The following is an 18,291-nucleotide window of genomic DNA, read 5'->3' on the forward strand; positions in this document are numbered from 1 at the left end:
ACTCACCGAAAACGGAGGGGACCCGTGGATCCCCCGCCGAGTGCGGCTGGCCGAGGTCAGACCTCAGCGACTACTCGTCGCCAGACTCCCCAGAGTCGCCGCGCCCGCCCTCATCCGAACCGCCGTCATCCGACGTGTCCAAGCCCGGCACCAGCGAGTCGTCACCGGCATCGCCAGCTTCGCCGAGCCCCGCGTCGCCGGCCGCGTCGGTCTCTTCCTCGTCGTCTGCCGCCAGCGGCTCCACGTCCACCACGCGCTCGCCGTCCTTCAACCGGATGACGCGCACGCCCTGCGTGTTGCGGCCCGTCTCGCGGATCTCGGCGACCCGCGTGCGAATCACCAGACCGCCGTCGGTGATGACCATGAGGCCGTCTTCCGGCAACACCAGGCGCAGGCAGACCAGCTCGCCGTTTCGCTCCGAGGTGTCCATCGCGATGATGCCCTTGCCGGCGCGCGTCTGGAGACGCCACTCGCTGACGGGCGTGCGCTTGCCATAGCCGTTGGCGCTCACCGTGAGGACCTGCTGCGTGGCGTCGGCCTCCACGATGTCCATGGCGATGACGCGGTCGCCCTCGGCCAGCTCGATGCCGCGCACGCCGCGCGTGTCACGACCCGTGGGGCGCACGTCGTCCACCGAGAAGCGGATGCTCATGCCGCCTGCCGTGCCGATGAGCACCTCCTGGCCGTCGGTCACCACGCGCGCGGCGAGCAGGGAGTCGCCCTCGTCGATGCCCACGCCGATGATGCCGGTCTGGCGAATGCTCTCGTAGGCCGACAGCGCCGTGCGCTTGATCTTGCCGCCCACCGTGACGGTGAGCAGGAAGCCGTCGTCCACGAAGGCGCGGATGGGCACCATGGCCGCCACCGCCTCGCCCTCTTCGAAGCCCACGAAGTTGACCATGGGCCGGCCGCGCGCCGTGCGCGCCATCTGCGGGATCTCGAACACGCGCCGCGTGAAGGCCTTGCCGTCCCCGCTGAGGAACAGCATGTGCGCGTGCGCGTTGACCACGTGCACCCACTTCACGAAGTCTTCGTCGCGCGTGTCCATGGCCCGCAGGCCCTTGCCGCCACGACCCTGGGCGCGGTACTCGCTGAGCGGCACGCGCTTGATGTAGCCGCGGTGCGTGACCGTGACGACCACGTCTTCGTCGGGGACCAGGTCCTCGATGCTCAGGTCGCCCTCGGCCTCCACGATCTCGGTGCGGCGCGCGTCGCCGTACTTCTCACGAATCTCCTGGAGCTCGTCCACGATGACCGCCAGCAGCAGCTTCTCGCTGCCCAGGATGGCTTCGAGGCGCGCGATGGTGTCGCACAGCCCACCGTACTCACCGGCCAGCTTCTCGCGCTCGAGGCCGGTCAGCTTGCTGAGGCGCATCTCGAGGATGGCCTTGGCCTGCCGCTCGGTCAGGAAGTAGTCCCCACGCGCGAGCGCGGTGGCGATCTCGTTCTCGGGACGGCCAGCACGCCGCACGAACTCTTCGAGCCCCTTGAGCGGGAGCTGCTGCAGCGCCGAGCGCGCCTCGTCGGCGTTCTGCGACGCGCGAATGGTGGCGATGACCAGGTCGATCTCGGTCACGGCCATGCCGAGACCCTCGACCAGCTCGCGCTGCGCCACGGCCTGCCGCAGGTCGAAGCGCGTGCGGCGCGTGACCACCTCGCGGCGGTGGTCGATGAAGTGCAGCAGGCCCGTGCGCAGGTCCAGCAGCTTCGGGCGCTGGCCCACGATGGCCAGGCAGTTGTAGCCGAACGTGCTCTGCAGCGCGGTCATCTGGTAGAGCATGTTCAGCACGATCTCGCCGTGCGCGTCGCGCTTCAGCTCGATGACCATGCGCATGCCGTCGCGGTCGCTCTCGTCGCGCAGGTCGGAGATGCCCTCGATGCGCTTCTCGCGCACCAGCTCGGCAATCTTCTTGAGCAGCTCGGCCTTGTTGACCTGGTACGGGATCTCGGTGACCACGATCATCTCGCGGTCGCCCTTGCCGGGCATGGGCTCGATGGTGGCGCGCGCGCGCATGACCACGCGGCCGCGGCCCGTGCGATAGGCCTGCACGATGCCGGCGCGCCCGTAGATGTAGCCCGCGGTGGGGAAGTCCGGGCCCTTCACGCCCAGGCGACCCGTCTCCGGATCGTCCTCCATGAGCTGGTCGTTGCTGAGCTTCGGGTTCTTGATGAGCCGAATCGTGGCGTCCACGATCTCGCCCAGGTTGTGGGGCGGGATGTTGGTGGCCATGCCCACCGCGATGCCACCGCTGCCGTTGATCAGCAGGTTGGGCACGCGGCTGGGCAGTACCAGCGGCTCGTGCTCCGACTCGTCGAAGTTGGGCCCGAAGTCGACGGTCTCTTTGTCGATGTCGGCCAGCAGCTCGGAGGCCAGGCGCGACATGCGCACCTCGGTGTAGCGCATGGCGGCCGCAGGGTCGCCGTCCACCGAGCCGAAGTTGCCCTGGCCGTCCACCAGCGGGTAACGGAGCGCGAAGTCCTGCGCCATGCGCACGAGCGCGTCGTAGACCGCGCTGTCGCCGTGCGGGTGGTACTTACCGAGCACGTCACCGACGATGCGGGCGCTCTTCTTGTACGAGGAGCCGGCCGTGACCTTCTGCTCGTGCATGGAGTAGAGGATGCGGCGGTGCACCGGCTTCAGCCCGTCACGGGCGTCCGGGATGGCGCGCCCGATGATGACGCTCATCGCGTAGTCGAGATACGACTTGCGCATCTCGTCTTCGATGGTGACGGGGAACTTCTTCTGGGTCTCGGCCATGGGCGTGACGGTACCTTGCGCAGGGGTGCACGCGGGTCCTCGCGATGGGGCGTTTCGGTGCCCCCCGGGACGCGTGAAAGTTGCGCGGAGACTAGCATTTCTCGCCTCCGATCGCCCGCTCGGCGACGGCTTTTTCGAGTTGCCAGACGAAAACGGAGTAGGCGGCAAGCGTCAACCAAGTTGACGGCGGTCGGTGTGGATTCGCGGGGTTCGCCACACGCTGCGAGCGGCCCCGGTATTGCACTGCGATTCTGCTATGATGCAGCTGATGCGGCAGCTCTCGAGACAGCTTTCAGCGCGTACGCTGGCCGGGGTCGTGCTGGTGGTGACGCTGGGGTGCGCCCCCACCACCGGCCCAGTGGTGCCCATCCTCCCGCCGCTGACGATCTCGACGCCCGACGTGGACGGAAACGTGAGTATCGACGGTGATGCAGAGCCCGAAGCCCAGGTGTTCGCATTCAACGAAGCCCGCGGGGAAGGCGTCATCGGCACCGCCGATGGCGTGGGGCGCTATCAGCTGGTTCTGGGCGCCGACGTGGGAGATGACATCTCCGTGTGGCAGCGCGTGGGTACCGAGGACAGCCCACCGCGCATTCAGACCGTGCCAGGCCCCTGAGTCAGCCGGCCCCCACGACGACTTGGCGACGCCTCGGGCTCAGTTGCCCAGGAGGGCGCGCACCAGCGAAGCCACGTCTGCGGGGCTCACGTTGCCCTCGCACCGAATGAAGCGGCCTTGCCCCTGGCCCAGCGCCACCACCTCGGCTTCGAGCGCCGCGCTGGCGCCCCACAGGATGACGCTCGACCCCTGAGGCAGGTCGGGCACGAGCGTGGCCACGGAGATGGGGTTCACCGACGGCGCGAGGCAGTCCAGCACCAGCACGGGGTGCGTGAACACGGCGGCGTTGACCTGATCGAACAGGGCCATCAAGTCGTCGGCCTGGAGCGCCACGCAGTCGTGCGAGAGGTCGGCGAGCAGCGCGGCGCGCCGGCGCGGGTGGGCGCTCGCCACGATGGTCACGCCCAGCGGCTCACCCACCACGTCGCGCTCGCGCTCGAACTCCTCGGAGCGGGCGGGACGTGCCGTGAGGCGAATCTGGCTCTGCTCGGACGGGTCGCTGATGCGCGGCAGGATGGGCGCGAGGCCCTCCACCACCATCGACGCCTCGTCGTCGCCCAGCACCGTGGCCAGGGACTCGTAGAGCGGCCCCTCGACAAAGGCCTCGAGGTCTTCTCGCCCCGAAGGGAGCGCCGAGAGCGACGCGGCGCGCAGCGCGGAGCCCACGAGCTTGGCCGCAATAGCGGGCGTCACGACCGCCTCGATCGCCTCGACGACGACACGCTCGATGCGTGCGGAAGTCGAATGGGTTCGTCGGGCGGACTCAGCGTTCATTGGGCCAACGGGAAGTGTGGCACGCGCAAGTCAGACGTACAAATTGTGCACAGCGTGCCACTTGGTGTGATGGAGCACATTGGCCCACATCGACGCAGGGAAACCGCTGGCTTCGGGGCAATGCGCTGCTATCAGCCGCTGCATGCGTGTCTTCGGTGTCGACGAGAACGGCCTCGGCCCACGCCTGGGACCGCTCATCGCCACAGGCGTCACGCTGGAGCTGAAGAGCTACTCGGACAGCGCCCTGCGCCGGCGTGGTGAGGCGCTGGGCATCACCGACTCGAAGGCCAGCTCGGCCTTCGGACGCATGGCGCTCGCAGAGAGCCTCACCTTGGCGGTGCTGGAGCGCTTGCACGGCGCGGCTCCTCGCACGGCGGACTCGCTCTTCGCGGAGCTGGCCGTGGACGGCATGGTGGGCCTGCGCGCCCCGTGCCCCAGCGGAGAGACGGCGCGGCAGTGCTGGGCCGACTCGCCCTCGCTGCCGTTGTTCGGTGGAGACATCGTGGACGGGCGCAAGCGGCTGAAGGCCCTCGAGGGGCGCTCCGTGCTGCGCATCACGCGCGCGCGCTCGGTGCTGGTGTGTGCTGGCGTGCTCAACCACGAGCTGGCGCTCGGCCGCACCAAGCTGGCGGTGGACCTCAACGCCTTCGAGCGCCTGATGCTGGACGCGCGCGCCGCGAGCGACGAGCCGCTGCTGGCCATCTGCGGGATGGTGGGCGGCATCCGAAAGTACGAGGGCTACTTCGGCCGCTTTCCGGCGGCGAACGTGCACCCCATGGAGGAGAGCAAGCAGCGCTCGGTCTACGGGGTGGACGGAGTGGGCGAGGTGCGCTTCGAGGTGAACGCCGACGCCAACCACCTGCCCGTGGCGATGGCTTCCATGATCGGCAAGTACGTGCGCGAGGTCTCCATGGAGCGCCTGAATCGCTACTACGTCGGGCACGACCCTAGCCTGCCGCGGGTGAGCGGCTACCACGACCCGAAGACGCGCGACATGGTCGAGCGCACCCAGGCGCTGCGCTACAAGCTGCAGATCGCGGACGCCTGCTTCGAGCGGCGGGGCTGAGCCGCCGGACGAACGACGCTGGTCGGCATCAGCCGCCATGGGACACAGCGCGACCGGGGCGTTGCTCGAACTGCTCGATGAGGGCTCGCACCGCGGCCTGCGAGAGTCCCGGTGTCAGGGCTCGCACATAGGGCGCCAAGAACTCCACGGCAAGGTCGACCGCGCTGAAGACCTTCGCGGGGTGCGGCGCGGGGGCCAGCATCATCAGTCCCGTGAGGATGCTGCGCTGCAGCGAGCCCAAGAGTCCCTCGGCGAGGATGACGGTGGCCGCCGCGTCGCGCACGTCTTCCCATTGCTTCATGAGCTGCACCATCTTGCTGCGCTCGGCTTGGGTCATGCGGTTGTCGCTCGGGTAGATGACCACCAGCTCGACGATGCGCCCCGGGTGCTCGGCGTGCCACGCGTTGCCGCGGCGCTGCATCTCACTCATCTCGTCCACCGTCAGCGCCCCCTCGAAGAGGTGCACGCCGAAGCGCCCGGACACCATGCTCCAGGCGGTGGGCAGCTGCGTGAGCGGCTCGAAGATCATGCCCGCGAGGCTACCACCTACTCGCCGGGGAGTGGTTCGCCCACGTGGCGCCCGCAGCGCTGGTGGTCGCGGTGATAGGCCTGGAGGGCAGCGCGCCCGCCCTGACGGCGAAGCTCGATCAACTCGTCCAAGATGGGCGCGCCGTGCGCCTGGCCACGCCGACGGTAGGCCTCGAACCAGCGCAGGCCCGACTCGAGGCCTGCCCCCTGCACGCGATCACTGTCCGGGTCCACGGCCTCCGCCGGGTTCTCGATCATGTAGGCCGCCATGCCGAAGCCGGCGCCGATCATGAAGCCCGTGGCCGCGCCCTCCCCACCCTGTTCTTCGGCCAGCGCAGCAACACCTGCGCAGAGCGTCACGTGCACGTCGGGCGAGGCGGTCAGCCACATGAGCAGCAGCGCGATGGTGGACGGGTCCTCGCCGGGGTTGGGAGGCGTGGTGGGCAGGAAGGGGTCCTGCTCCCAGCGTCGAATGAACTCCGCGATGGCCAGCAGCTGCTCGCGCGACTGGTGCTGCTCGGCGCCCGCCACCAAGTCACGCACGGTGGCGTAGCGCTGCACGCCGCTCGCGTGGCTGGTCCCGATGGTGGAACCCGCTGACGGGGTTCCACATGCGGTGACCGCGCCCAGCAGCGCGACCAAGAACAAGCCGACGCTCTTCTTCATGCCGAGTGACGCTACCACGGCGCGGGCTACCCCGATGACGTGACACGACGCCGCGCTCGCCTCTTGACCACGGCGCGCTTCGGGCGTGTTGTAGTGGGCCATGCGCCGCCACACGCCTCCACCGACCCACTCACTCCTCGCGGCCGCCGCTGCGTTGCTCGCCGCCTCGTGTGGCGACGGCGGGACGGGGCCTGGCGCGCCGGTCACCGTGGGCGATCCGGTCGGGCCGGATCACAGCGGGCAATACCACTTGGGCCCCGTCGATTTCGCGGAGTCGGAGTGGCACAACGCCTGCGCGCCGTACCCCAGCAGCATCCGCACGATTACGGGCAACATGATCGCAGGGGTGAGCAACAGCGTGGCGACACCGGGCTCCCTGTGCGACGCGTGCATCGAGGTCACCACGGCGATGGGCCGCACCGAGGTCCTGCGCGTGGTCACGTATGGGGAGTCGGGCAGCGACGGGGATCTCGACGTCAGCCCCGAGGCGTATGCGGCGCTCAACCTGGACGAGTTTCCGCGCAGCATGACGTGGCACCTGGTGGCCTGCGACAACGCCGAGCCGCTCTACGTGCAGTTCCAGACGGAGGCGAGCCAGTGGTGGACCAGCCTCTGGGTGCGCAACCCCACCATGGCGATCGAGCGCGTGGAGGTCATCAACGCGCGCTTCCCAGGCGGGCGCGCGCTCGAGCGCGGCACCGACGGCACGTTCACCGAGAGCTCGGGCTTCGGCGAGGGGCCGTTCACGCTGCGCGTGGTCGGCGTCACGGGCGCGTCCGTGGACATTCCGTTCGACGGGGTCGAGGCTGGTGCCTTGGTGGCAGCCAGCGGCAACATCCCGTTGGATTGACCCAGACCCACGCGGGCTCGGGCCTTCTGCCTCCCCCCTCAAGGGAAGATGCCGCGCTCCGCGTAGGCCGTGCCCAAGCGCTGGAGCGCCAGGCAGTAAGCCGCCGTGCGCAGGCCCACGTGGCGCTGCTCCGAGAAGTAGCGCACCTGTCCGTAGGCTCGCTTCATGCGCGCCTCGAGCTTCGCGTCCACTTGCTCTAGGTCCCACTTCTCGGAGTTGCGGTTCTGCACCCACTCGAAGTAGCTGACCGTGACGCCCCCCGAGTTGGCCAGCACGTCGGGCAAGATGGCAATGCCGCGCTCCCCGAGGATCTGCTCGGCCGCGGGGTGCGTGGGCCCGTTGGCGCCCTCGGCCACCAGCCTCACCCGCAGCGCGTTGGCCTCGCCCACCCCGATCTGGTTCTCGAGCGCCGCGGGCACGAAGATGTCGGCTTGTATACCGAAGAAGTCTTCGCGCGTGACGCGCACGCCGTGGTCGTAGCTGGCGATGCTTCCGTTCCGCCGCACGTGATCTTGCAGCTTGTGCACATTGAAGCCCTCGCCGCTGTGCAGGTAGCCCGTGTGGTCACCCACGCCCACGATGGAGACGCCCAGCTTGGCCAGCAGCACGCCCGCGTGGCTCCCCACGTTGCCGAAGCCCTGGATGATGGCGGTCCTGCCCTCGAGCTCGAAGCGCTGCTCGCGGGCCCACTCGGTGATGCAATGCAGCACCCCCTGCGCCGTGGCCTTCTCGCGCCCGGCCGAGCCCCCGCACGCCAGCGTCTTGCCGGTGACCACGGCGCGCAGCGCGTTCTTGTCGGCGTGCGACAGCGTGTTCATGTACGTGTCCATCATCCACACCATGGTCTGCGCGTTGGTGCCCACGTCGGGCGCGGGGATGTCGTACGAAGGGCCGATGTTGTTGCCGAGCGCGTGCGTGAAGCGCCGCGTGATGCGCATGACCTCTTCGCGGCTGTAGGCGCCCGGGTCGAACTTCACGCCGCCCTTGCCGCCACCGAACGGGATGTCCATCAGCGCGCACTTCCACGTCATCATGGCGGCCAGCGCCTTGAGGTCGTCAAGGCTGACCGAGTCGTGGTAGCGGATGCCCCCCTTGTAGGGCCCCAGCAGGTTGTTGTGCTGGATGCGGTAGCCCTTGAAGACCTTCATGGTCCCGTTGTCGAGCGCCACCGGGAAGTGGACGATCAGCTCGTTCTTGGGCTGCGCGAGGATGGCCCGCACGTGGTCGGGGAGCTGCACGATGCCCGCGGCCTCGTCCAAGTACCCCTGAATCACCCGAAAGAATTCGTAGGCATCGGACATGCCTCAATTCTTATCACGCCGCAGGCAGCCCTGGGGGGGCGCGGGTGAGCCCGCGATGCGCTCAGCCTGCGGGCAGCTCCACCTTGAAGCCCTCTTGCTGCAGCAGGGACTTCATCAGCTGCTTGTCGTTGGACTTCATGTAGGCCTCTTCGGGCGTGATGAGGTCGTTCTTCACGTGCTGCAGGAGGTGGTCGTTCATGGTCTGCATGCCCAGGTTGCGGCCGGTCTGCATGACGCTCTTGAGCTGCACCGTCTTGCCCTCGCGGATGAGGTTGGCCACGGCGCTGGTGCCGATGAGCACCTCGTAGGCCGCCACGCGCCCGCCGCCCTTCTTCTTGCAGAGCACCTGCGCGATGCAGCCGCGGAAGGACTCGCTCAGCATGATGCGAATCTGCTCCTGCTGGTCCGCCGGGAACTGGTCGATGATGCGGTCGATGGTGCTGGCGGCGCTGGTGGTGTGCAGCGTGCCGAACACGAGGTGACCCGTCTCCGCCGTCTCGATGGCGATGGCGATGGTCTCGAGGTCGCGCATCTCACCCACCAACACGATGTCCGGGTCCTCACGCAGGGCGGCGCGCAGGGCACGCTTGAAGCCCGTGGTGTGCTGACCGATCTCGCGCTGGTTCACCAGACACTTCTTGTTCGGGTGCACGAACTCGATGGGGTCTTCGATGGTGATGATGTGGTCCGCGCGGTTCATGTTGATGAAGTCGATCAACGTGGACAGCGTGGTGGACTTGCCGCTGCCCGTCGGGCCCGTGACCACCACCAGGCCCTTGGTGAGCCAGCAGAGGTCCAGCACCTTGGGCGGTACGCCGATCTTCTCCACGGACAACAGCTCGAAGGGGATCTGACGGAAGACGGCGCCCACGCCATGACGGTCGCGGAAGACGTTGGCACGGAAGCGACAGAGGCCAGGGATGTTGTGCGCGAAGTCGGCGTCGTTGGTCTCCTCGTACTCCTTGCGGCTGCGCTCGGGGATGATCTCCTCGATCATCTTCGCGATCTCGTCGGACGAGTACGGCGCGCGGCGCTCGAGCGGGAGGATCTCGCCGTCCTTGCGGACCATGGGCACCACGCTGGCGGAGAGGTGGAGGTCGCTGGCGTCCACCATCTTCATCAAGCGGAGCAGGCGGTTGAGCTGGGGCTCACCCGGCTGCAGCGTGACGCTCAGGCCATCGGCTGCGGCGTGGTCGGGGATGCCGCCGTCGATGTAGCCCTTCCCAGCGTGGGGGTTTGCTCCGCTCGCGGCGGGGGCCGCAGCCGGAGCTCGCGGCGCAGGCGCGGCGGCTTCCGGGGCCCGCGCGGCGGCCGGCGCAGGGGCTCGCAGTGGCGCTTGCGCCTCGGCCGGGGGAAACGGAATGGACTCCACATCGGCAGGAGCCGTTCGGACTGCCCTCGCTGGCGAGATGAGCAGCGCCCACGCGGTGGGGCCCGCCGTGCGCACTTCGACCTGCACGCGCATGCCCGCCTCGGAGTCGTGCACGAAGGCGCAGCGCCCCTGCGACTGCAGCTCTTGCAGCGCTTGGGGCGGCGTGGCCTCGCGCACCATCTCCACGATCAGGTCGTGATCGATGGGCTTGTTGGACTGGCGATCGCCCGCGTCGAAGTGGAAGGTGACCGGCATCTCGGACACGAGGCGCACCCCGTTGGCCTGATGCTTCATGAGCTGCTGGACGTAGAAATCGATCCGTAACATCGGGTCTGGACGGTACCATCGGTCCAGCATGCCTCAGCGAAAAAATGCGCCGACACTACCCCGCGCGGTCTATGTGCTGCTGGGCATCCTGCTCGTCGGCTACGGCGTGTGGGTCCTGCGCACGGTGTTCACGCCGCTGTTCTTCGCGTTCTTCATCGCCTACATGCTGGACCCGCTGGTGGACCGCTTCGAAGCGCGCGGGCTGCCGCGCGGGGCGGGCATCGCCATCCTCCTGGGCGGCACGCTGCTGGCCATGACCATCGGGCTGCTGCTGGTGATGCCCGGCATCGTGCAGGAGTTCGTGGGGTTCGCGCAGGCGCTGCCGGCGAAGCTGCAAGACTGGATGGCGCGCGCGGAGCCCGTTCTGCGGGACCTGGGCGTGCCGGTCCCCCACACCATCGACGAAGCGCTGGCCAGCTTCCAGGTGGACGCGCGCGAGGTGGCCAGCAACGCGGTCACGCCCGTCTCGTCAGCGCTGCGCTGGATCGTGGGTGGCACGGCCTCGGTGTTCAGCGCGGTGGCGGCCGGGCTGATGGTGCCCGTGTTCGCGTTCTACCTGCTCTACGACTTCGACCGCATCGTGGCCGCCGCAGGAGACCTGGTGCCCTATCGGCACCGCCACACCGTCTATCACATGGCGCGCGACGTGGACGACGTGCTGGGCCACTGGGTGCGCGGGCAGTTCCTGGTGATGATCGCGCTGGGTGCGCTCTACGCGCTGGTGTTCACGCTGGCCGGCGTGCCGCTAGCGATCCCCATCGGCATCCTGGCGGGCCTGCTGTCGTTCATTCCGTATGCCGGTGGCGCGCTGGGCCTCGGGCTGGCGCTGCTGACCTGCGCCGTGGAGGGCCGCATCTGGCCCAACATGGGCTACGTGGTGGTGGCCTTCGGCGTGGTGCAGCTGGTGGAGGGGTTCCTGATCACGCCCAAGCTGGTGGGCGACAAGGTGGGGCTGAGCGCCGTGGTGGTGCTGGTGGCGTTGATGGTGGGGAACGAACTGTTCGGCTTCCTGGGGGTGCTGATGGCGGTGCCGGGTGCGGCGGTGGCGAAGATCTTCGTGATGCGTGGCGCGGCGGCGTACCGCGCGAGCGCGATGTTCGGGACCCCGAGCGATGCGCCAGCGCCGGTGTCGCCGGTGGTGGCGGCCGTGCTGGCGGAGGGCGAGTCCGAATCCGAATCCGAGGCCGTGTCCGTGGCGGCGGCCGAGGCCGAGTCCGTGGCCGAGTCGGAGGCCGTGGCCGAGTCGGAGGCCGTGGCCGTGGCCGAGTCGGAGGCCGTGGCCGTGGCGGTGGCCGGTCGCGGAGGCCGTGGCCGGGAGCCGGAGGGGCGCTAGGCGTCGAGGGGGGCGATCGGGAGCGGCAGCTTGGGGGCGCGGAAGCCCATGGCTATCCAGGCCGTGAGGAGCTTGACCATGAAGCGGGCGGACTGCGTGTTGGCGTTGGGGACGTCGGTGGGGAGCGAGGTGCCCGGCGGGAGGTCTTTCGTCATGGTGCGCAGCTGCAGCGGTGGGCGTGCGGCGGTGGGCCAGAGGTGTGCGTAGAGGCTCAGCCAGTGACCACCGGCGAACTCCAAGAAGACCGGGGTGTTGCAGCAGGTGGCCACCACACGGCGGGTGGGGGCATCTGGCGAGAGGCGGTGTTCTCGGAGGTCAGCGGTGCCGGCGGCCCAGCGGATGCGGTCCTTGCGGTACATGACGAAGGGCGTGGTGCCGTGCGCGCCGAGGATCTTGGGCGCGCCTGGGCGCTGCTCGAGGATGGCGGCCGCGGCGCGGCAGCTGGTGCAGCAGCACTCGACGCTGAGGATCGGTGGTCCTTCGACGTCGACGGCGAGCTGGCCGCAGGTGCACGTGAGGCGGGTGGTGTCCGTCATGGATGGGCTCCGGCCGATGCAGGGTGCGAGAACAGCAAGCGCAGGTAGCGCTCGAGGTGGTCCAGGCTCTCGCGCGCCAGCTCGGGATCGTGGGCGGCCTTGGCCACGACGAACGCCCCCTGGATGACCGCCTGGGTGTGGCGGGCGAGGCTCTGAGCGGACACGTGGTCCTGCATGCCGCACGCGATGAGCGCCGCTTGCATGTCGGGCGTGAGCGACTCGCTGTGGCCGAGGATGCTCTCGGCGCAGGCGCTGCGAATGGCGGGCGAGCTGTCGTACGTCTCTTGGACCAGCGTGCCCGCGAGGCACGTGAACTCGGAGAACGGACCGTCGACCAGCGCTCGGCGCAGCGCCACGTACGCCAGCACACGGTCACGCGGATCGGCGACGGCGTGATAGCCCGCCTCCGCGAAGAGCTTCGACGTCGACTCTTGCCAGGCGCGCGCGGCGGCGACTCCCAGCGCCTCCTTGGACGCGAAGTGATGGAAGAACGCTCCCTTGGTGACGTGGGCCGCACCGCACAGGTCATCCACGCTCGTCGCGGCATAGCCCTTGGCACGAATCAGGTGCCGCGCCGCTTCCAGCAAGCGCTGTCGTGCGTCGCCGAGCTCGGGCTTGCTCTTGGTGGGCCGTCCCATGGCCGCATACATACCATTTGGTTTGTATGCGATCAAGCCATCAGCGGCCGCTCGCGAGAGCCGTGATGCGGGCGCGGCGGGCGCGGAATCGGAACGTGGCGAGCCACGGGAGGAAGTCTCTCAGCCAGAAGCGGAGCGTGCCGGTGGCGACGGGGACGCCGGTGTCCGCACGCGCGATCTCGGTGCGCAGCGTGGTCATGCCGCTCAACACCGTGGTGGGCGAGACGCTCTTCTGCCCGTGTAGGTGGTAGCGCGCGCCGTCGTCGCCCGTGAAGTCGAGGTCGTAGACCAGCGTGCCGATACGCTTCTTCGGGAACATGCGGAGGGTGCCGGTGCAGGGGCGCTCCGTGGCGAGCCCCGCGATGGTGGCCGTTCCGTCGAGGGCGAGGCAGCCGCCCTCGGCATCTCGCAAGCGGCGGAAGAACTGCTGCTTGTCGGGGGCGGAGCAGCGCACGGTGAACGCCGCGTCGCTCGGTGTGCCCGCGCCCGCGAAGGTGCACGTCCCGCTCATGGTCTCGGTGAACTCCACCTCGGGCAGGGCCACGCGCACGATGCGCGGCTCCACCCCGCGCTCGATGCGCCGCTCCACGAAGCCGGCGGCGCGCTCGCTCATGGCCATGATGGTCACCTGCGGGTTCACGCCCAGCGGCCCGTTCACCGTGGAGCCATCCACCACGAAGAGCCCCGACACGTCGTGCGTCTCGTTGCTGCCCGAGACCACCGAGCGACGTGGATCGCTGCCCATGCGGCAGGTCCCGAGCGGGTGGTACGCCGAGAGGTCCAGCCGGTGCGCGCCGATCGAGTCCGACATGGCCTCGAGCGCCTCCACGTCCTTGACGGAGCGCAGCGAGTCCACGCCTTGGACGCTGGGCAGCACCTCACGCGCGCCCGCCGCGAGGAACAGACGCGACAGCAGCGCCTGCCCGCGCAGCATCCGGCGCCGGTCGTAGTCGTTCATCACGTACAGGATCTGAGGCTTGCCCTGGGGGCCAAGCACCACGCGGCCGCGCGACGAGTCCGCGATCATGTACCCAAAGGTGGCCACGTGATCGTAGCGGTCCACGAACTCGGTCCAGCGCGCGCCGATGGCGGGCAGCGTGGGCGCTGCGATGTCGATGGGCAGTGACGCGCCCTCGAAGCGGATGCCTTCGCTCGCGAACTCGTCCACGCCATAGCCCTGCGGCACGCCCTCCCAGCCGCGCACCTCCTCGTCGAAGAAGGCGTGGACCGAGCCGGCGGGGTGCACCGTGAGCCCGTGGCCCACGAGCCCGCTCGAGTTGGCGAGGCCCAGCTTCAAGAGCAGCGCGGGCGTGTGGAGCGCGCCGCCCGACAGCACCACGCTCTTCGCGAGCACACGCACCCTGCCCTCGTTCCCGTGCGTGGCACGGGCCACTACGCCCACGGCGCGCCCGCTGGCCAGCAGCACCTCTTCGACGCGGGCGTGGTGCACCAGCATGGCGCCCTTCTGCAGGGCCGCCGGCACGTAGCTCACGTTGGTGGAGCGCTTCGCGTCCGTCGGACAGCCGAAGCAGCACACGCCCTGTCCGTCGCAGTCCGGCGCGTTGCGGTGCAGAGCCTCGTGCGACCAGCCCAGCGCGTCGGCACCGCGCGCCACGATGTCGGCGATGGTGCCGAGGTGCTTCCGCTCGTTCGGCCCCACCTGCAGCATGGCCTCCACGCGCTCGAAGAACGGCGCCATGGTGGCCGGGTCCACGCCCGTGATGCCGTCCTCGAAGCGCCAGCGGCGCATGACGTCGGCAGGGGTCCGGAAGCACGTGCCGCTGTTGACCGTGGTGGTGCCCCCCACGCTCTTGCCGGTGGGCACCACGATGACCGTGTTGCCGATGGACAGGTTCGAGTGCTGGAAGCGCATGGCGCGCTCGATGGGACGGCCACCGAAGCTGCGCCGATCGAGGAAGCCTCCCACCTCGAGCATGAGCACCGCGTGGCCGCGGCTCGCGAGCGCGTGGGCCAGCGGCGCGCCACCCGCGCCCGTGCCGACGATCACGGTGTCCACCTCGATGGTCTCGCCGTCGGGCAGCGTGCCGGCGTCCATCACGCGCTCGTCCCACGCGTGCTTCTCGGCCTGCACGGGCAAGACGTCGAGGCCGGTGCGACCGCCGAGCGCGGCCGGGAAGTCCGCGTGGATGACCTGCGCGATCTTGATGGGGGCCGTGGCGATGCGCACCATCGCGTGGGTTGCGACGGACCCCGCGATGGTGTCGATCGCTCGCAGCCGCGTGCGCACGTCGAGCTCACGCAGGCGCGCACCCGCTACGGGCACGGCAGCCAGGTCGAGCGCACGAAGCATGGCCACGTAGCCCACACCGGCGTCCGCGCCGATGCCATCCAGCACGCGCTCCACGTCGCGCACGGTGGTCTCGTCCGCAGCACGCACGCTGCGCCCCTCGGGCGTCACGGCCTCCGCGATGGCGCGGACGAGCGCGGCGTCGTCGGAGCCGAAGCGAAAGCCACGCGGATTCTTGGGGGAGCCGTCTGCCATGTTGCCTCCGATTGCGGTTTCTCTCCGCTTGCTCTAATGTTGCGTCCGTTCAGTCATCTTTTCAAGTAGATCCATTCAGAGCGCGGCTGCGCGTATCCTGGGGGCACCATGATTCGCTCGAATTTCAACGGCTTCCGCTATGAAGGCGGCAGCGCTGGCCACTACGAGAGCTACTTCCAGCGGGCCAACCACCCCACTCGCAAGCTGGCGTTCTGGATCCGCTACACGCTGTTCGCGCCGAAGGGCCGCCCGCGTGACGCGGTGGGTGAGCTGTGGGCCATCTACTTCGACGGCGAGCGGAAGCGCATCACGCCCGTGAAGGTGGTGGTCCCCTACTCGCGCTGCCTGTTCAGCTCGTGGGAGCTGAACGCGCGCATCGACGAGTCCACGCTCGACAGCCGATCTCTGCGAGGTGGCGCCGAGATCCTGGGCCACTCGCTCGCCTGGGACCTCGAGTACACTTCGTCCGAGGAGCCGCTCTTCCTCCTGCCGGAGCGCCTGTACGACGCGTCGTTCCCGAAGGCCAAGGCGCTGGTGGGCTCACCGCTCGCGCGGTTCACGGGCTCGCTGGTGGTGGACGGCGAGCGCATCGCCATCGACGACTGGGTGGGCAGCCAGAACCACAACTGGGGTTCAGAAGCACACCGACGAGTACGCGTGGGGGCAGGTAGCGGGCTTCGATGGGTCGCCGAACTCGTTCCTCGAGCTCTCGACGGCTCGCGTGCACCTCGGCCCGGTGAAGACGCCGTGGCTGAGCCCCATCGTGCTGCGCCACGAGGGCCAGCAGTACTGCTGGAACGCGCTGTCGATCGCGGTCCGCGCGAAGGCGAGCTACGACTTCTTCCGCTGGACCTTCGACTCGCATGCGTCGGGAGCGCGCATCCACGGGGTAATCGAAGCCGACGCGAGTGACTTCGTGGGCCTGCCCTACGACAACCCCCCCGGTGGCCGGAAGACGTGTCTCAACTCGAAGGTGGCGCGCTGCAGCGTGACGCTCGAGCGACGCTCTGCGCCGACCGTGCAGCTCCACACCGCCGACCGTGCGGCCTTCGAGATCCTCACCACCCGAACCGACCACGGCGTGCCTGTCCTGGCGGTCTGAGCGTTCACGACCGCCGCGCGAACAGGCCTATGGGCACGTGGTGGGCACGAGCCGCCGCACGAGCCCGCGCGCGACTGCCTCGCGCGGCTCGGCCAGCTGCAAGCTGACCCGGCTGGCCACCGAACGAGCCGCTGGGCTCCACGCGATCAACGGCAGGCCCGCAGTCACCGCGACCACCCCGCTCGAGTGCGCGCGAGCGGCGAAGTCGGTGCCCACCAAGACACGGAACGCGCCGTGGTCTTGCTTGGTCCACGCTCGCAGCTGGGCGTCGACAGCAGCCGCGTCGGGGCCCACGCGGCCACCTCGATAGGCGCGTGCGCCTGCGTCCAAGAAGGGCGTCGCGCGGCTGTCGGCGTCGGCCTCGAAGGGGCCCTCGGAGCGCCTCAGCACGTGCACCACCACGGGCCGCGAGGCCGCCACGAAGGCCGTGACGAGCGCGAGGGCAAAGCGCGTGGGGGCGAGGTCCCCGCGACGCACACCCAGCACCACCAGCGCGGGCGCGTCGAAGGCGATGGCGTCAGGGATCTCGGCCAGCGCGCAGGGCGCGTCGCCGCGGCGTGGGTCCCCGATCTCGTTCAGCCTCACCCGCGCTCGACCTCGAGCCCGTCGGCCTCCCAATGGAGGAAGCCGCCAGACAAGTAGCCCACCTCGACGCCCTGTTGACCCAGCTCCTCGGCCAGGCGCTTGGCGTCGTCCTCGGTGCGCGAGTAGAGGACGCGCAAGCGGCCGTCGGTGGGCGCCAGCTCCGCGATGCGCGCGGCCACGGCGTCGACGGGCACGTTGACGGCGCCCGGGACGCGGAAGCGGCCGAAGCTGCGCTCGTCACGCACGTCCACCGGGACGACCTGGCCCTGCTTGATGAGCTGCGCCAACTCGGCGGGCTTGAGCGCGGTGGCGGCCTGCGGGAGGAACGGCGCCAGCATCTCCAGCAGCTGCGGCTTGGTGAGCACGCCCTGCTCGGCCGCCACCGGGCGCCCGCGCTGCATGACCACCAACATGGGGATGCTCTGCACGCGGAACATCTGCGCCACGCCCGGGCTGCGCTCGATGTCGATCTTGACCACCTTCACCACGCCGGCGAGCTCGGCGGCCACGGCGGCCACGATGGGCGACAGCTGCTTGCACGGCTGGCACCAGTCCGCGTAGAGGTCGATGAGGACGGGCAGCTCCGAGGCGAGCACTTCGCGCTCGAAGGTCGCGTCGGTGACGGCGAGAACGGTCATGGCGCGAGGTGTAGCACCTCAGTACGGGGCCTGCCCAGCCGCTCCGCTCACGATGGCGACGCCCGCGCTGGTGCCGAGCCGCGTGGCGCCCGCCTCGATCATGACGCGCGCCGCCGCCTCGTCGCGGATGCCCCCGGACGCCTTCACGCCGATCTGGCTGCAGACGGTCTCGCGCAGGAGCGCGACGGCCTCGCGCGTGGCCCCGCCCACCCCGAAGCCCGTGGAGGTCTTCACGAACTGCGCGCCCGCGGACTGGGCCAAGGCCGCGCCGACGCGAATTTGCTCGGGGGTCAGCGCTGCCGTCTCGAGGATGACCTTCACCACGCGCCCGTCGGCGGCCTGCACCACGGCGCCCAGGTCGAGGGCCACCGTGCGGTAGTGCCGGTCCTTGAGCGCGCCGAGGTGCACCACGACATCCAGCTCCGTGGCGCCGTCTCGCACTGCCTGCTGGGCCTCGGCCACCTTCGCCGCCGTGCTCACGCAGCCGAGCGGAAACCCCACCACGGTGGTGATGCCCGGACCGGCGTCTGCCAGCCGCTCGGCACAGAAGCGCACCCATGCCGACGTCACGCAGACCGTGGCGAAGCCGTGCTTGCGGGCCTCGTCACACAGGCGCGCGTGGTCCGACGACGTGGCGTCGGCGCGCAGGAGGGTGTGGTCGATGAAGGAGGCGAGTTCGTGCATTGCGGTTCGTGGTG

Annotated in this window: 16 protein-coding genes and 1 pseudogene; 5 read left to right on the plus strand and 12 right to left on the minus strand. The window is 69.5% G+C overall.

The features are described 5' to 3' along the window. Window positions 1-70 precede the first annotated feature (70 nt). The gene (gene gyrA / locus IPI43_02085) at window positions 71-2,758 is read right to left on the minus strand and encodes a DNA gyrase subunit A (GenBank protein ID MBK7772917.1); all 2,688 of its coding nucleotides are present in this window, start codon (window positions 2,756-2,758) and stop codon (window positions 71-73) included. Between the two features lie 268 nt (window positions 2,759-3,026). Between gyrA and IPI43_02090 the strand changes: the two genes are divergently transcribed. Continuing rightward, a complete protein-coding gene (locus IPI43_02090) occupies window positions 3,027-3,374 on the plus strand; it encodes a hypothetical protein (GenBank protein MBK7772918.1) in 348 nt (115 codons plus the stop codon). A gap of 39 nt (window positions 3,375-3,413) precedes the next feature. Here the strand turns inward: IPI43_02090 and IPI43_02095 are convergent, their stop codons facing one another. Then, complete coding sequence (locus tag IPI43_02095; GenBank protein ID MBK7772919.1) at window positions 3,414-4,067, minus strand: hypothetical protein; 654 nt, start codon at window positions 4,065-4,067, stop codon at window positions 3,414-3,416. Between the two features lie 223 nt (window positions 4,068-4,290). On the opposite strand from IPI43_02095, the gene IPI43_02100 reads away from it, so the two are divergent. Next, window positions 4,291-5,214 carry a hypothetical protein gene (locus tag IPI43_02100; protein ID MBK7772920.1) on the plus strand — a complete coding sequence of 308 codons (924 nt, stop codon included), beginning with the start codon at window positions 4,291-4,293 and terminating at the stop codon, window positions 5,212-5,214. Between the two features lie 28 nt (window positions 5,215-5,242). Here the strand turns inward: IPI43_02100 and IPI43_02105 are convergent, their stop codons facing one another. Both IPI43_02105 and IPI43_02110 read right to left on the minus strand, forming a co-directional pair. Beyond that, window positions 5,243-5,743, minus strand: coding sequence for a hypothetical protein (locus IPI43_02105; protein ID MBK7772921.1), 501 nt, complete (start codon window positions 5,741-5,743; stop codon window positions 5,243-5,245). A 17-nt stretch (window positions 5,744-5,760) separates the two neighbouring features. After that, the gene (locus tag IPI43_02110; GenBank protein MBK7772922.1) at window positions 5,761-6,408 is read right to left on the minus strand and encodes a hypothetical protein; all 648 of its coding nucleotides are present in this window, start codon (window positions 6,406-6,408) and stop codon (window positions 5,761-5,763) included. Between the two features lie 100 nt (window positions 6,409-6,508). Here IPI43_02110 and IPI43_02115 point away from each other — a divergent pair, with 100 nt between their 5' ends. Next, on the plus strand, window positions 6,509-7,258 hold the full coding sequence (locus IPI43_02115) for a hypothetical protein (GenBank protein ID MBK7772923.1): 750 nt from the start codon (window positions 6,509-6,511) through the stop codon (window positions 7,256-7,258). 38 nt (window positions 7,259-7,296) lie between these two features. Here IPI43_02115 and IPI43_02120 read toward each other — a convergent pair whose 3' ends face one another. Both IPI43_02120 and IPI43_02125 read right to left on the minus strand, forming a co-directional pair. Continuing rightward, window positions 7,297-8,559, minus strand: coding sequence for a Glu/Leu/Phe/Val dehydrogenase (locus tag IPI43_02120; protein ID MBK7772924.1), 1,263 nt, complete (start codon window positions 8,557-8,559; stop codon window positions 7,297-7,299). 61 nt (window positions 8,560-8,620) lie between these two features. Further along, window positions 8,621-10,258, minus strand: coding sequence for a type IV pilus twitching motility protein PilT (locus IPI43_02125; protein ID MBK7772925.1), 1,638 nt, complete (start codon window positions 10,256-10,258; stop codon window positions 8,621-8,623). A 28-nt stretch (window positions 10,259-10,286) separates the two neighbouring features. On the opposite strand from IPI43_02125, the gene IPI43_02130 reads away from it, so the two are divergent. Continuing rightward, window positions 10,287-11,591 carry an AI-2E family transporter gene (locus IPI43_02130; protein MBK7772926.1) on the plus strand — a complete coding sequence of 435 codons (1,305 nt, stop codon included), beginning with the start codon at window positions 10,287-10,289 and terminating at the stop codon, window positions 11,589-11,591. On the opposite strand, the gene IPI43_02135 is transcribed toward IPI43_02130, so the two are convergent. Genes IPI43_02135 through IPI43_02145 form a run of 3 tightly spaced genes read right to left on the minus strand, consistent with a single transcriptional unit; the run spans window position 11,588 to window position 15,268 of the window. Continuing rightward, on the minus strand, window positions 11,588-12,127 hold the full coding sequence (locus IPI43_02135) for a hypothetical protein (GenBank protein MBK7772927.1): 540 nt from the start codon (window positions 12,125-12,127) through the stop codon (window positions 11,588-11,590). The two genes, IPI43_02130 and IPI43_02135, sit on opposite strands and share 4 nt — an antisense overlap. After that, window positions 12,124-12,765, minus strand: coding sequence for a TetR/AcrR family transcriptional regulator (locus IPI43_02140; GenBank protein MBK7772928.1), 642 nt, complete (start codon window positions 12,763-12,765; stop codon window positions 12,124-12,126). The genes IPI43_02135 and IPI43_02140 overlap by 4 nt, the downstream gene beginning before the upstream one ends. 40 nt (window positions 12,766-12,805) lie before the next feature. Next, window positions 12,806-15,268: a GMC family oxidoreductase gene (locus tag IPI43_02145; GenBank protein ID MBK7772929.1), complete on the minus strand. Its 2,463-nt coding sequence runs from the start codon at window positions 15,266-15,268 to the stop codon at window positions 12,806-12,808. Window positions 15,269-15,376: 108 nt separating this feature from the next. Between IPI43_02145 and IPI43_02150 the strand changes: the two are divergent. Next, window positions 15,377-16,370, plus strand: a pseudogene (locus tag IPI43_02150) (hypothetical protein). Between the two features lie 27 nt (window positions 16,371-16,397). On the opposite strand, the gene IPI43_02155 reads toward IPI43_02150, so the two are convergent. From IPI43_02155 to deoC, 3 genes are read right to left on the minus strand one after another with little or no spacing between them, the layout of a single operon-like run. Beyond that, window positions 16,398-16,955: a hypothetical protein gene (locus IPI43_02155; GenBank protein ID MBK7772930.1), complete on the minus strand. Its 558-nt coding sequence runs from the start codon at window positions 16,953-16,955 to the stop codon at window positions 16,398-16,400. Continuing rightward, window positions 16,952-17,593, minus strand: coding sequence for a conjugal transfer protein TraF (traF, locus tag IPI43_02160; GenBank protein ID MBK7772931.1), 642 nt, complete (start codon window positions 17,591-17,593; stop codon window positions 16,952-16,954). The genes IPI43_02155 and traF overlap by 4 nt, the downstream gene beginning before the upstream one ends. Window positions 17,594-17,611: 18 nt before the next feature. After that, on the minus strand, window positions 17,612-18,277 hold the full coding sequence (deoC, locus tag IPI43_02165) for a deoxyribose-phosphate aldolase (GenBank protein MBK7772932.1): 666 nt from the start codon (window positions 18,275-18,277) through the stop codon (window positions 17,612-17,614). Between the last annotated feature and the right edge of the window lie 14 nt (window positions 18,278-18,291).

This window comes from Sandaracinaceae bacterium (assembly GCA_016706685.1).
Taxonomy (GTDB): domain Bacteria; phylum Myxococcota_A; class Polyangia; order Polyangiales; family Houyiibacteriaceae; genus JADJJE01.

Excerpts from the sequence above, each read along its gene's own strand:
- gyrA (MBK7772917.1), bottom strand. The coding sequence starts at position 2,758 with ATGGCCGAGACCCAGAAGAAGTTCCCCGTCACCATCGAAGACGAGATG.
- IPI43_02090 (MBK7772918.1), top strand. The coding sequence starts at position 3,027 with ATGCGGCAGCTCTCGAGACAGCTTTCAGCGCGTACGCTGGCCGGGGTC.
- IPI43_02100 (MBK7772920.1), top strand. The coding sequence starts at position 4,291 with ATGCGTGTCTTCGGTGTCGACGAGAACGGCCTCGGCCCACGCCTGGGA.
- IPI43_02105 (MBK7772921.1), bottom strand. The coding sequence starts at position 5,743 with ATGATCTTCGAGCCGCTCACGCAGCTGCCCACCGCCTGGAGCATGGTG.
- IPI43_02110 (MBK7772922.1), bottom strand. The coding sequence starts at position 6,408 with ATGAAGAAGAGCGTCGGCTTGTTCTTGGTCGCGCTGCTGGGCGCGGTC.
- IPI43_02115 (MBK7772923.1), top strand. The coding sequence starts at position 6,509 with ATGCGCCGCCACACGCCTCCACCGACCCACTCACTCCTCGCGGCCGCC.
- IPI43_02120 (MBK7772924.1), bottom strand. The coding sequence starts at position 8,559 with ATGTCCGATGCCTACGAATTCTTTCGGGTGATTCAGGGGTACTTGGAC.
- IPI43_02125 (MBK7772925.1), bottom strand. The coding sequence starts at position 10,258 with ATGTTACGGATCGATTTCTACGTCCAGCAGCTCATGAAGCATCAGGCC.
- IPI43_02130 (MBK7772926.1), top strand. The coding sequence starts at position 10,287 with ATGCCTCAGCGAAAAAATGCGCCGACACTACCCCGCGCGGTCTATGTG.
- IPI43_02135 (MBK7772927.1), bottom strand. The coding sequence starts at position 12,127 with ATGACGGACACCACCCGCCTCACGTGCACCTGCGGCCAGCTCGCCGTC.
- IPI43_02140 (MBK7772928.1), bottom strand. The coding sequence starts at position 12,765 with ATGGGACGGCCCACCAAGAGCAAGCCCGAGCTCGGCGACGCACGACAG.
- IPI43_02145 (MBK7772929.1), bottom strand. The coding sequence starts at position 15,268 with ATGGCAGACGGCTCCCCCAAGAATCCGCGTGGCTTTCGCTTCGGCTCC.
- traF (MBK7772931.1), bottom strand. The coding sequence starts at position 17,593 with ATGACCGTTCTCGCCGTCACCGACGCGACCTTCGAGCGCGAAGTGCTC.
- deoC (MBK7772932.1), bottom strand. The coding sequence starts at position 18,277 with ATGCACGAACTCGCCTCCTTCATCGACCACACCCTCCTGCGCGCCGAC.